This window comes from Micromonospora sp. NPDC051296, from assembly GCF_040682255.1.
Classification (GTDB): Bacteria; Actinomycetota; Actinomycetes; order Mycobacteriales; family Micromonosporaceae; genus Micromonospora; species Micromonospora craterilacus.
The window spans coordinates 16986-28803 of sequence record NZ_JBFBAO010000044.1; the positions used below are offsets into that span (position 1 = coordinate 16986).

The 11818-nt window shown below is 69.4% G+C and carries 13 protein-coding genes; 8 read left to right on the forward strand and 5 right to left on the reverse strand.

From position 1 onward, the window contains the following. The first annotated feature begins 68 nt into the window (after window positions 1-68). The 8 genes from mqnC to AB0M52_RS07765 all read left to right on the forward strand — a co-directional run bounded on the left by mqnC (window position 69) and on the right by AB0M52_RS07765 (window position 7202). Window positions 69-1259, forward strand: coding sequence for a cyclic dehypoxanthinyl futalosine synthase (gene mqnC, locus AB0M52_RS07730; protein ID WP_363950316.1), 1191 nt, complete (start codon window positions 69-71; stop codon window positions 1257-1259). Window positions 1260-1604: 345 nt separating this feature from the next. Further along, window positions 1605-2804: a hypothetical protein gene (locus AB0M52_RS07735; RefSeq protein WP_363950319.1), complete on the forward strand. Its 1200-nt coding sequence runs from the start codon at window positions 1605-1607 to the stop codon at window positions 2802-2804. Window positions 2805-2954: 150 nt separating this feature from the next. Further along, window positions 2955-3665 carry a demethylmenaquinone methyltransferase gene (locus AB0M52_RS07740; RefSeq protein ID WP_111220245.1) on the forward strand — a complete coding sequence of 237 codons (711 nt, stop codon included), beginning with the start codon at window positions 2955-2957 and terminating at the stop codon, window positions 3663-3665. 59 nt (window positions 3666-3724) lie between these two features. Beyond that, window positions 3725-3931 (forward strand): hypothetical protein, encoded by a 207-nt coding sequence (locus AB0M52_RS07745; RefSeq protein ID WP_363950322.1) that lies wholly within the window; start codon window positions 3725-3727, stop codon window positions 3929-3931. Window positions 3932-4154: 223 nt separating this feature from the next. Beyond that, window positions 4155-5429 (forward strand): geranylgeranyl reductase family protein, encoded by a 1275-nt coding sequence (locus AB0M52_RS07750; protein WP_363950325.1) that lies wholly within the window; start codon window positions 4155-4157, stop codon window positions 5427-5429. 108 nt (window positions 5430-5537) lie between these two features. Beyond that, complete coding sequence (locus AB0M52_RS07755; RefSeq protein WP_363950327.1) at window positions 5538-5903, forward strand: NADH-quinone oxidoreductase subunit A; 366 nt, start codon at window positions 5538-5540, stop codon at window positions 5901-5903. A 13-nt stretch (window positions 5904-5916) separates the two neighbouring features. Then, window positions 5917-6594, forward strand: a complete 678-nt coding sequence (locus AB0M52_RS07760) for an NADH-quinone oxidoreductase subunit B family protein (protein WP_363950330.1) — start codon at window positions 5917-5919, stop codon at window positions 6592-6594. 38 nt (window positions 6595-6632) lie between these two features. Continuing rightward, a complete protein-coding gene (locus tag AB0M52_RS07765; RefSeq protein ID WP_363950349.1) occupies window positions 6633-7202 on the forward strand; it encodes an NADH-quinone oxidoreductase subunit C in 570 nt (189 codons plus the stop codon). Here AB0M52_RS07765 and AB0M52_RS07770 read toward each other — a convergent pair. From AB0M52_RS07770 to AB0M52_RS07790, 5 genes are all read right to left on the reverse strand, one after another. Then, on the reverse strand, window positions 7199-7948 hold the full coding sequence (locus AB0M52_RS07770) for an alpha/beta fold hydrolase (protein ID WP_363950332.1): 750 nt from the start codon (window positions 7946-7948) through the stop codon (window positions 7199-7201). The two genes, AB0M52_RS07765 and AB0M52_RS07770, sit on opposite strands and share 4 nt — an antisense overlap. A gap of 22 nt (window positions 7949-7970) precedes the next feature. Then, window positions 7971-8702 carry an SAM-dependent methyltransferase gene (locus AB0M52_RS07775; protein WP_363950335.1) on the reverse strand — a complete coding sequence of 244 codons (732 nt, stop codon included), beginning with the start codon at window positions 8700-8702 and terminating at the stop codon, window positions 7971-7973. 70 nt (window positions 8703-8772) lie between these two features. After that, the gene (locus AB0M52_RS07780) at window positions 8773-9135 is read right to left on the reverse strand and encodes a VOC family protein (RefSeq protein ID WP_363950338.1); all 363 of its coding nucleotides are present in this window, start codon (window positions 9133-9135) and stop codon (window positions 8773-8775) included. 50 nt (window positions 9136-9185) lie between these two features. Next, the gene (locus AB0M52_RS07785) at window positions 9186-11414 is read right to left on the reverse strand and encodes a peptidase domain-containing ABC transporter (protein ID WP_363950341.1); all 2229 of its coding nucleotides are present in this window, start codon (window positions 11412-11414) and stop codon (window positions 9186-9188) included. Between the two features lie 79 nt (window positions 11415-11493). Then, window positions 11494-11818, reverse strand: a 325-nt coding sequence (locus tag AB0M52_RS07790; RefSeq protein ID WP_363950344.1) for a hypothetical protein, incomplete at its 5' end; no start/stop codon positions are given.

Consider the following 11818-nt stretch of genomic DNA (forward strand, 5'->3'; position numbering starts at 1 on the left):
CAGGGGATGGATCACAGGTCGGGAGCGCCCGGAGGAGGTGCTGCGGGGGTCGGCGTAGGCTCGGGAGCGTGACGGTGAGCCGGGAGATCGACGACATCCTGCAGCGCGGCGCGGACGGCGGGCGGATCACGCCCGAGGAGGCCCTGCTGCTCTACACCGAGGCGCCCTTCCACGCGTTGGGCGAAGCCGCCGACGCGGTACGCCGCCGGCGGTACCCGGACAACGTCGTCACGTACCTGATCGACCGCAACATCAACTACACCAACGTCTGCGTGACGGCGTGCAAGTTCTGCGCGTTCTACCGGGCGCCGAAGCACAAGGAGGGGTGGACCCACCCCACCGAGGAGATCCTGCGCCGCTGCGGCGAGGCGGTCGAGCTGGGCGCCACCCAGGTCATGCTCCAGGGTGGCCACCACCCGGACTACGGCGTGGAGTACTACGAGGAGCTGTTCGCCTCGGTCAAGAGGGCGTACCCGCAGCTCGCCATCCACTCGATCGGGCCGAGCGAGATCCTGCACATGGCCAAGGTCTCCGGGGTGAGCCTGGACGAGGCGATCGCCCGGATCAAGACCGCCGGGCTGGACTCGATCGCCGGCGCCGGGGCCGAGATGCTGCCGGCCCGGCCTCGCAAGGCGATCGCGCCGCTGAAGGAGTCGGGCGAGCGCTGGCTGGAGGTCATGGAGCTGGCGCACCGGCAGGGCGTCGAGTCGACCGCGACGATGATGATGGGCACCGGCGAGACCGCCGCCGAGCGGATCGAGCACCTGCGGATGATCCGCGACGTGCAGGACCGCACCCGGGGCTTCCGGGCGTTCATCCCGTGGACGTACCAGCCGGAGAACAACCACCTCAAGGGCCGGACCCAGGCCACCACCCTGGAGTATCTGCGTCTGGTGGCGGTGGCCCGGCTGTTCTTCGAGACCGTGCCGCACCTGCAGGCGTCCTGGCTGACCACCGGCAAGGATGTCGGCCAGCTCGCGCTGCACCTGGGCGTCGACGACCTCGGCTCGATCATGCTGGAGGAGAACGTCATCTCCTCGGCCGGCGCCCGGCACCGGTCGAACCTGCACGAGCTGATCGGGATGATCCGCTCCGCCGACCGGATCCCCGCCCAGCGGGACACCCTCTACAACCGGATGGCCGTGCACCACACGCCGGCGGACGACCCGACCGACGACCGGGTGGTCTCGCACTTCTCCTCGATCGCGCTGCCCGGCGGTGGGGCAGGTCGGTCGCTGCCGCTGGTCGAGGCGAGCTGACCAACGCGCGGGCCGCAGGGCTGCGGCGCTGCCCCGCGATGCAGCGGTGGTCGGTCGTGCTGGTGTCACGGTCGGTCGTCGGTGGCGGGACACTGCGTCAACGGGATGACCCGTTCCGTCGTCACCCGAACGGCTTGCCGGAGTCATCCATATGGCTCGAAGGGCAGGCTGCCGTGTGCCGGTTGCGGGCCTGGTAGGGCAGCAAGACCTATCAATCCGGACAATCCTTAAGTGGCCATTAGCCGAGCAGCTGATGACGCGTGTGTTCCGGGGTGGCGCGGGTGATCGTCGGCCGATAACGTCCCCGCCCGTACCTTTCCTTCACCCCACGGGGGAGACCACTTCATGATCTTCCGTACCCGTCGTGCCGCGAGCCTCGCTACGGCCGCGCTGCTCGCCTCGGGCGTGTTCACCGCCCTCGGCGCGCCGGCCTACGCCGCCGGCACCGAGACCGACCTGGCGATCACCGCCGCCGGCACCCGCCTCACCAGCGGCGTCGAGGGCAAGGTCGCCTGGGCCAAGATCGTAAACCAGGGCGAGGGTACGCCGAGTAAGGTGCTCCTCAAGGTAGACGTGTCCAAGGTGGACGACAGCAAGCTCGTCCTGGAGCCGTACACCGAGGGTGGGTGCACCGCCACCGGCGATGCCAAGCCCGAGCTGTACACCTGCGACCTGGGCGCGGACGAGATCCCTGGGCCGGGCGAGACGGTCGAGGTGCCGATCGCGCTGCTGAACCAGGCCAAGGGGCTCACCGAGCCGTACAGCGCCCCGGTGACCATCAGCATCGAGTCGCCGGACGACACCGACGACAGCAACAACAGCGTCGACGTCACCGTCGAGCTGACCCCAGAGAGCGGCGTCGACCTGGGCGTGGTCGCGCCCGACGTGAAGACCCGCTTCGACTTCGAGACCGGCGACGAGGGCCCGCTGCGGCCGGGCGACACCTCCATCGTCCTCGGCCTGGTCTTCAGCCAGGGCGATCTGTCCGCCAAGGGCGTCAAGTGGACCTACCAGCTGCCCGAGGGCGTGACCTTCGCGTTCGAGGACGAGGTGTGCACCTACAGCGCCGACCAGCGCACCGCCGTCTGCGAGGACAAGGCGCTCGTGCTCGAGACGGGCAGCGTGCTCATCCACGGGTTGCCGGTGGCGGTGGACGAGGACGTCGAGGCTCCGGTGACCCTGAAGGACGGCTGGCTGGAGGCCGAGGCGCTCGGCTCGCTGCCGGCCGATGCCCGGGTGAGCCAGCAGGCCACCAAGCCGGCCTCCAAGCGCGCCGAGGTGCGTGACGTTGAGGACACGGAGTACGCCGAGCTCGACCCGTCCGACAATAAGGACGACTTCGCCGTGATCGTCGCCGCCGCCGACAGCGGCAACGGCGGTGGCGGTGGCGGTGGCGGTGGCGGCCTCCCGGTCACCGGTGTGCAGGCCGGCCTGATCGGCGGCGTCGGCGCGGGCGTGGTGCTCGCCGGCGTGGCGATGTTCCTGGTCGCCCGCCGTCGCCGGGTGGTCCTGGTGGCCCCGGGCGACGAGAAGACGAACGCCTGAGGTTCGTCCTCTATCGGCCCGCGAGGGTCGTTCACATAACGCACGGCAGCGAGGGCGGGATGGGTGACCATCCCGCCCTCGCTGTGTCGTCGAGGAGCACCGGTGACCCTGGTCGTGGGCGGGCGGAGGCCGGGCTGGCAGAGTGGAGGGGTGAGCCGTACCCCGCAGGGCCATCGCGCCAGCCTGGACAAGCAGCCGCACGAGGTCGCCGCGATGTTCGACGGCGTCGCGGCCCGCTACGACCTGACCAACACCGTCCTCTCCTTCGGGCAGGACCGGTCCTGGCGGCGCGCCACCCGGGCGGCGCTCGAACTGCGCCCCGGGGACCGGGTCCTCGACGTCGGCGCGGGCACCGGTGTCTCCACCGAGGAGCTCGCCCACTCCGGGGCGTACGCGGTCGGTGCCGACCTCTCGCTCGGCATGTTGTACGCCGGCAAGCGCACCCGTCCACAGGTGCCGCTGCTGGCCGGGGACGCCCTGCGGCTGCCCTTCGCCGACGCCAGCTTCGACGCGGTGACCATCTCCTTCGCGTTGCGCAACGTCAACGACACCGACGCCGCGCTGCGCGAACTGGCCCGGGTGACCCGGCCGGGTGGCCGCCTGGTGATCTGCGAGTTCAGCACCCCGGTCAACGCCGCCTTCCGCACCGTCTACCTGTCGTACCTGATGCGCTCCCTGCCGGCGGTGGCGCGGGCCGTCGCCAGCAACCCCGACGCGTACGTCTACCTTGCCGAGTCGATCCGGGCCTGGCCGGATCAGCCGGCCCTGGCGGCACGGGTGGGCGCGGCCGGCTGGGGCCGCGTGGCGTGGCGCAACCTGACCGGTGGAGTGGTGGCCCTGCATCGGGCCGTACGGGAGTGACTTGCCCTATTTAGGTGAATACGGCGATTTAGCCCGCTTTGCGCCGTAGGCTGGCCGGCATGACGGATCCGAAGGATGTGGCCATCGACGATGCCGCGGAGCTGGTCGAGCAGCTCAGGGATCTGGCCGGCGCGGATCCCGCGGACGTCCGCCAGGTGGTGTCCGAGGTGCTCGCCGCCCTGGACCGCGCCGCCGGTGGCGCGCTGCGCGAGCACCTGCCGGAGACCATCCGGGCCGGCCTCGACTCGGCCAGCCCCACCCGGTAGCGGCGGCCCGGCCGCCCCCCGCCGCCCCCCGCGCCCCCCGCCGCCCCCCGCCGCCGCCTCGATTTCCCGCCGCGTCGCCGCGTCGTCGGCGGCCCGTGGCACCGTGACCGGCCCGTCTCCAGCAGGTTAGGTCGCCCTAACAAGGCGAGCGTATGGTGCCGGTCATAGACTCGTCCCGGCTGGCTTGTGAAGCATTTCACGAGCATGCGGGGAGGAGGCGCGGATGACCGCGGTGGAGAACGACGCCGACGTGATCGTTGTGGGCGCCGGTCCCGGTGGGTCGGCGACCGCATACCACCTGGCTCGGCACGGCGTACGCGTGCTGTTGCTGGAGAAGACCGAGTTCCCCCGGGAGAAGGTCTGCGGTGACGGGCTGACCCCGCGTGCGGTGCGGCAGCTGATCCGGATGGGGGTCGACACCTCTCCCGAGGCCGGCTGGCTGCACAACCGGGGTCTGCGGGTGATCGGTGGCGGCCTCCGGCTGGAGCTGGACTGGCCCGATCTCGCCAGCTTCCCGAACTACGGTCTGGTGCGCACCCGGCTCGACTTCGACGACCTGCTCGCCCAGCGGGCGGTCTCCGCCGGTGCCAAGCTGCGCACCAGCGTCAACGTCATCGGCCCGGTGCTCGACCCGGACGGCCGGGTGATCGGGGTGCAGGCCGAGGACGGCCCGGACAAGGCCCCGATCACCTTCCACGCGCCGCTGGTGGTCGCCGCGGACGGCGTCTCCGGCCGCTTCCCGCTCGCCCTCGGGCTGGCCAAGCGGGAGGACCGCCCGATCGGCGTGGCGGTACGCCGTTACTACCGCTCCGAGGCCCGGCACGACGACGACTACCTGGAGTCCTGGCTGGAGCTGCGGGCCAAGGGCAGCGACGCGCTGCTGCCCGGGTACGGCTGGATCTTCGGCCTCGGTGACGGCCGGGTCAACGTCGGGCTCGGCATCCTCAACTCGTCCTCGGCCTTCGGGAAGACCAACTACCGGCGGCTGCTCACCGACTGGCTGGCCAACACGCCGCCGGAGTGGGGGATGACCGACGAGGCGAACGCCGAGGGGCCGACCCTCGGCGCGGCGCTGCCGATGGGGTTCAACCGGGTACCGCACTACACCCGCGGCGTCATGCTGGTCGGCGACTCCGGTGGCATGGTCAACCCGTTCAACGGCGAGGGCATCGCGTACGCGATGGAGTCCGGCGAGCTGGCCGCGGAGGTCGCGGCGCAGGCGCTGGCCCGGCCGGCCGGGGCCGAGCGGGAGCGGGCGCTGATGGCGTACCCGCAGGAGTTGAAGACCCGGTTCGGCGGCTACTACCGGCTGGGCGGGATCTTCGTGAAGCTGATCGGCCGGCCGGAGATCATGCGCGTGGCGACGAAGCACGGGATGCCCCACCCGACCCTGATGCGCTTCGTGCTCAAGCTGCTGGCCAACCTCACCGACCCGCGCGGCGGTGACGCGATGGACCGGGTGATCAATGCGATGACCCGGGTCGCGCCTGCGGTGTAGGGGCGCGGAGCAGTCAAGGTCCACCCCGCCGACGGTCGGCGGGTGGGACGTGAATAGTGTGAATTTCGCCAACGAACGAGGGCAGGGAAGGACGAGCAGGAGAAGAAGATGTCGCTCTCGCCTTACGTACCCATCATCGGGCTGTTCGCCCTCGCCGCGGCCTTCGCGCTGTTCTCGATAGCCGCCGCCCGTTTTGTCGGGCCCCGGCGCTACAACAAGGCCAAGCTCGAGGCCTACGAGTGTGGCATCGAGCCTAGCCCGCAACCGATCGGCGGAAGCCGGTTCCCGGTCAAGTTCTATCTGACGGCGATGCTCTTCATCGTCTTCGACGTGGAAATGATCTTCCTTTACCCGTGGGCGGTCTCCTTCAACGCCCTGCCGGTCTTCGGATTCATGGCCATGTTGATTTTCATCGGTGCGGTCTTCGTCGCGTACGCCTACGAGTGGCGGCGCGGCGGCCTGGACTGGGACTGAGGGAGGAACGGCAATGGGTATCGAGGAGAAACTTCCCGCCGGCGTCCTGCTCACCTCGGTGGAGAAGCTGGTCAACTGGTCGCGCAAGTCGTCGGTCTGGGGCGCCACGTTCGGCCTGGCCTGCTGCGCGATCGAGATGATGGCCGCCGGTGGCCCGCACTACGACATGGGCCGGTGGGGCATGGAGGTCTTCCGGGCCTCGCCCCGGCAGGCCGACCTGATGATCGTCGCCGGCCGGGTGAGTCAGAAGATGGCCCCGGTGCTGCGCCAGATCTACGACCAGATGGCCGAGCCCCGCTGGGTGCTCTCCATGGGCGTCTGCGCCAGCAGCGGCGGCATGTTCAACAACTACGCCATCGTGCAGGGCGTCGACCACGTGGTGCCGGTCGACATGTACCTGCCGGGCTGCCCGCCCCGGCCGGAGATGCTCATCGACGCGATCCTCAAGCTGCGCGAGAAGATCGGGCACGAGCCGCTCGGCCCGAACGGCCGCAAGATGCTGGCCGCCCGCGAGGAGCGCGGTGACGTGCCGGTCGTCCCGTACGGCTCGATGCCGTCGTCGTACCGCAGCGACAAGGCCCGGCGGGCCGAGTGGACGAAGGCCGTCCGCGAGGGCCGCGAGGAGCAGCTGCGGATCGAGAACTGGATGAAGGCCCAGAACCACCTCCAGCCGTACCGGGGGATCAAGTGACTGACGAGAAGCCGACCGCCGGCGGCGTACCGGTTCCGGTGACGCCGGCCGGGGCGACCAGCGGCGCGCCCGCCGAGTTTCCGCCGGCCAGTCCGGCCGGCCGGGGCATGTTTGGCAACCAGGGCACCGGTGACGTCTCCGGCTTCGGTGGCCTGGTCCGGCAGCACCGGACGATCGAGGACTCGCCCCGGCCGTACGGGGGCTACTTCGACGAGGTGCGCGACGCGCTGGAGGAGGCCTACCCGGCCTTCGGCGAGGCCATCGAGAAGGTGGTGGTCGACCGCGGCGAGCTGACCCTGCACATCCGCCCGGAGCGGATCGCCGAGGTCTGCCAGGTGATGCGGGACGACTCGGCGCTGCGCTTCGAGCTGTGCTCCTCGGTGTCCGGCGTGGACTACCTGGGCGCCGACGAGCGCCGGCTGCACGTCGTCTACCAGCTGACCTCGATGACCTACCGGCGGCGGGTCCGGCTGGAGGCCGCCGTCTCCGTCGAGCAGCCGCACCTGCCCAGCGTCACCTCGGTCTACCCGACGGCTGACTGGCAGGAGCGGGAGGCGTACGACATGTCTCACACCGCACAAGGCGAACGTTGCCTGACGCGGCACTAGAGCAGTTGGTTGATGACGAGATCGGTGATTTGCGTCCGGTGGTCCGTCAGGTAAAAGTGGCCGCCGGGGAACGTCCTCAGCTCGAAGGGGCCGGTGGAGTGTTCGCGCCACGCTCGCGCATCGGCGACCTCAACCTTGCTGTCTGCGTCTCCCACCAGCGCGATGATCGGGCAGTCGAGCTTCAAGCTCACCTCGTAGCGGTAGGTCTCGACTGCCATGTAGTCGGCGCGGAGGACCGGCAGGATGATGCGAAGCAGGTCAGGTTCCCGAAGAAGTCGCGGGTCGGTCCCGTCCAGTGCGGCTAGCTCGGCCACGAGCCCGTTGTCGTCGCGCAGATGCATGGCTTCGGTGAGGCGAGGCAGGCAGGGCGCGCGGCTGCCGGAGGCGAACAACGCCACCGGGCTGTTCTCCAGACGCTGTCTCATGCGAACTGCCACCTCGAACGCGAGTGTGGCTCCCATGCTGTGTCCGAAGAACGCCAGGGGCCTGCCCATCAGCGGTCGCAGCGCGTCGTATGCCTGGTCGGCAAGCTCGCTGAGCGTGGTCAGGAAGGGTTCGCCGCTGCGGTCCTGCCGCCCGGGGTATTGCAGGGCGACGATCTGAAGGGCGTGCTTGGCCGCAGCCGACATCGGATGGAAGAAGCCTGCCGAGCCACCCGCGTGCGGAAAACAGACCAGGGTGAGGCGGCTGGTCGCAACGTCGTGGAAGCGACGGAGCCAAGGATTGCCATGGGGGCGTGGAGTCATCGCGCTCGCCGGGTGCGGTTGTTCATTGCCGGGCCTCGCCGTGGCCGTCCGGGGTGGGAGTCAAGCGGGTCGGTCGGCGGCGTTCGGCGCCTCGTGGCAGCAGGTTGCCGGCGGCCTGTACGGCGCTGTGTATGAGCGTGGTGCCGTGGGTGCGCCGTCTGAGGATGTCGAGGATGAATGCCTCGTCCTCGTAGTGCACGATGCTGTGCAGTTGTGGCCGCGACAGCAGCTCCGCGTGGACGGTGACGCCGTCGTAGTGCCGGCGGCGGTCGTCGCGGTAGTGCACTGCGACGAGGTCGCCGTGCGGTTCCAGTCGTTCGACGATGCCGTCGACCAGTTGCTTCATGTCCCGGGTGGACAGGTAGTAGAGCAGTTCGCTCACCACCACGAGGTCGAAGGGGCCATCGGGTAGTTCCGTCGGCAGCACGCTTCTGGTGACCGTGACGTTCGTGAGGTCCTGGACCGCGGTGCGCGCCTGGGCGACCGCCGACTCGACGAAGTCGGTCGCCAACAGCTCGTCACATCGGGCTGCCAGCAGCTTGGTGAGTTCCCCGATCGAGCAGCCGGGCTCGTAGCAGCGGCGGTAGTGGGGGCGCGGAAGGGATGCGACGGTGATCGCGTACTTACGTTGGTCGTACCATTTGGTGGCCAGGTCCCATGGGTCGGGCTTTTGGGTGTAGAGGTCGGTGAACTCCGCATGTGAGACGCTTTCGGCTGGCGCTGGTGCGTCTCCCGGTCGGCGGACGATGGCCACGGATGCACACTCCCACTGCGAACCTGCGTCGCCTTGTCGGCCCACCCACGCTGGGCGGCGGGTCCGGGGTTCAGGGCTGGAAGAAGGTGATGGCGTTGCGGTCGGCGTCGAGAGTGGTGAACTCCCGCCCCCACGGATGATCGTCCAGCGCGCCGTTGGGGTGCACGATGCCGGCTCGGTCGAGTTCCCCGTAGAGGGCCTCGACATCCGACACCTGGATCCGGCAGGATGCGCTGCCGGCGAGGTGTGGTTCCGCGCCGGGGGTGTTCGGCTTGTTGGCGGGCCAGAGGTGGATTTCCACGTCGTCCTTGCCCACGATGCCGTAGTCATCGTCGGCGTAGCGTGACTCGAATCCGAAACGTCCGGTGTAGTACTCCACGGCCCTGGCCACGTCCGACACGGGCAACGCGGGTATTGCTCTGATCATCTTCATCTGATTCCTCCCGTTCGCACCGATACTATTGGCGTTTCCGGCGCGGCCGGTCAGCCCGGTTCGATCTCGTAGAACGCAAGCAGTTCGGCGAGAAGCTCCGGGTCGCCGCCGGCTCCGGTCTGGGCCGCGACCAGGGCGGCGTACGGCCCACCGGACTCGACCAGGTCGGCGTGGCTGCCGGCCTCGATGACCTGCCCTTCGTGCAGGACAACGATCACGTCGGCGTTCTGAATCGTGCTCAGTCGATGGGCGATCACCACCTGGGTACAGGTGACCTCGCGAAGGTTGGCCACGATCCGCTGTTCGGTCTCCGCGTCGAGATGGCTGGTGGCCTCATCGAACACCAGGATCGACGGTCGCCGGACCAACGCCCGGGCGATGGCGAGTCGTTGCAGCTGCCCACCGGAGAGTCCGACGCCCCGCTCGGCCAGTGGCGTGTCGTAGCCGAGGGGCAGCTGGTTCACCTCAGGGTCCACTTCGGCGATGCGGGCTGCCCAGACCACGTCGTCCAGGGTCGCCTCCGGCAGCCCGAACGCGATGTTGTCGCGGATGCTGGCCCGCATGGTGAACGGCTCCTGCAGCACGACACCGAATCGGCGTCGCAATGCCACCGGCGCGATGTCCGGCAGCGGAACGCCGTCGCACCGGATCTCGCCTGAGGTCGGTTGGTAGAGACCGAGCATCAGCATCGCCAACGTGGTCTTTCCGGCGCCACTGCGTCCGACGATCGCGACCCGCTGTCCGGGTTCGACGGCCAGGGTGACGTCGGAAACTGCTGGTGGCGATCCCTCGTCATAGTGGAAGGTCACGTCGCGTAGCTCTAGCCGTGACCCCTCGGGCCCGGGCCTCGGGTCCTGGTCACCCCCGCGTTCCGGTGCGGCTTTGAGCACGTCGCCGATGCGTTCGAGCTGTACGGCGGCTACCTGCAGGCGTTGCCAGTTCGCCAGCAGCGTGGACATCGGAGCGAGGACGGCGGCAGCGAGCCAGGTGAAGCCGAGCAGGGTGCCGATGCTGAGCTGCCCGTCGAGTACCCGCCACGCGCCGAGCCAGAGTACGAGCAGTGGGGTGAGCATGCGCAGCATGCCGGTGGCGGTGTCGAGCCCGGCGCCGAGGTGGTTGCGTCGCAACGTCGTGGCGCTCCAGTCCACGATCCGGTCGGTGAGCTCGTCGACCACACGCCGTTCAGCGCCGACCGCCTTGACGGTGGAGATCCCGGAGATGGTCTGGATGACGTACTCGTTGACGCCGGTCTGCGCGGCGATGCTGCGGGCCAGCAGGTCTCGGGCTCGGCCGTGGGTGCTGGCGACGATGACGACCTGGATGACGAGGACCGCCGCGACCACCGAGGCCAGCACCGGGTCGAACGCGAACATGAGCACGAAGTAGGTCAGGACGAGCATCGCGTCGAGCGTGGCCGTCAGCGTCTGGTTCGCGATCAGGTCCCGCAACGCGGCGATGCCGTTGATCCGGGTGGCGAGATCGCCCGTCGTGCGCTGGTGGAAGAACCGCAGCGGGAGCCGGTACAGGTGACCGGCGAAGCCGACCAGCAGTTGCCAGTCGATCCTGCCCTGTAGGTAGATCAGGAGCAGGGCGCGCAGGTAGGCAGCGATGACCTGGGCCGCGATGATCACCAGCAGGGCGAGGCCCAGCAGCGCGACCAGGTCATCGCGGGAGAGGCCGAAGACCTCGTCGACGATGAATTTGGTCGTGACAGGTAGGGCCAACCCGAACACCTGCAGCGCCACGGTGACAAGCAGCACCTGCAGGAGCAGGAACCGGATGCCAGGCAACCGCGTGATCATGCGGACCAGGATTTTGGCGCTGGACGGGCCCTCGTCGCCGGAGGTGTCGAAGTCGGGGCCGGGCCGCAGTTCGAGCACCGCGTCGGACAGACCTTCGTCGAACTGCTGCTTCGTCACCCGGCGACGGCCCCAGGCGGGATCGACGATGTCGACGTAGCGGGAGTTCCACCGTTCCACTACCACGAAATGATCGCGTTCCCAGTGGGCGATGGCGGGCAGCGCGACGTGCGGCATCGCGGTGGGTTCGCCGCGTAGGCCCCGTACCCGCATGCCGTAGGAGCGGGCGGCCTGGGCGATGGCCAGGGCGCTGACTCCGCCACGTCCAGGTGCGCAGCGTTGCCGCGTGTGGGACACGGAGGTGCGGCGGCCGTGGTGGGAGAGCACCATCGCCAGGCATGCCGCTCCGCACTCGACCGTGGTGAGCTGGAGCCGGACCGGTACCCGTCGCCGCCACCATGACCGGATCGCTGCGCTCATCTGCCTGTCTGAGCCTTTCGATAGAGGGGATGTCGGCGTCGGCGCTGCGAGGCGGCACCCGGGGGTCTGGACGTGGGAGCTAGGCGAGGGCCGGCTCGGTGACCGGCAGGTCGGGTGCCCGCGCCGCCCGCGTCACCGCGGCGACGAACGCGTCGGCCAGCGCCGGCACGTCCGTCGGCGCGATGACGTCGGTCCGGCACGTCAGTACGGCCTCGATGTCGTCGTCCCGCTCGAACAGCGCGAGTTCCACGTCGAGCGTGGTCATCGGCGGGTGGTCGAGGAATCCGGACAGTTCCACCGCGCCGATGGGGTGACGCCACGCCAGTTCCGCGCTGTAGGAGGGGTCGAGAAGTGATGGTCGCTGCTGCATGACGATGCTCGCCTGAAACAGTGGATGTCGGCTC

What these genes read in the sequence shown, in the direction of transcription:
- AB0M52_RS07745 (WP_363950322.1), top strand. Translation starts at nt 3,725, where the DNA reads ATGACGGATCCGAAGGATGTGGCCATCGACGATGCCGCGGAGCTGGTC.
- AB0M52_RS07780 (WP_363950338.1), bottom strand. Translation starts at nt 9,135, where the DNA reads ATGAAGATGATCAGAGCAATACCCGCGTTGCCCGTGTCGGACGTGGCC.
- AB0M52_RS07735 (WP_363950319.1), top strand. Translation starts at nt 1,605, where the DNA reads ATGATCTTCCGTACCCGTCGTGCCGCGAGCCTCGCTACGGCCGCGCTG.
- AB0M52_RS07755 (WP_363950327.1), top strand. Translation starts at nt 5,538, where the DNA reads ATGTCGCTCTCGCCTTACGTACCCATCATCGGGCTGTTCGCCCTCGCC.
- AB0M52_RS07750 (WP_363950325.1), top strand. Translation starts at nt 4,155, where the DNA reads ATGACCGCGGTGGAGAACGACGCCGACGTGATCGTTGTGGGCGCCGGT.
- AB0M52_RS07760 (WP_363950330.1), top strand. Translation starts at nt 5,917, where the DNA reads ATGGGTATCGAGGAGAAACTTCCCGCCGGCGTCCTGCTCACCTCGGTG.
- AB0M52_RS07770 (WP_363950332.1), bottom strand. Translation starts at nt 7,948, where the DNA reads ATGACTCCACGCCCCCATGGCAATCCTTGGCTCCGTCGCTTCCACGAC.
- AB0M52_RS07785 (WP_363950341.1), bottom strand. Translation starts at nt 11,414, where the DNA reads ATGAGCGCAGCGATCCGGTCATGGTGGCGGCGACGGGTACCGGTCCGG.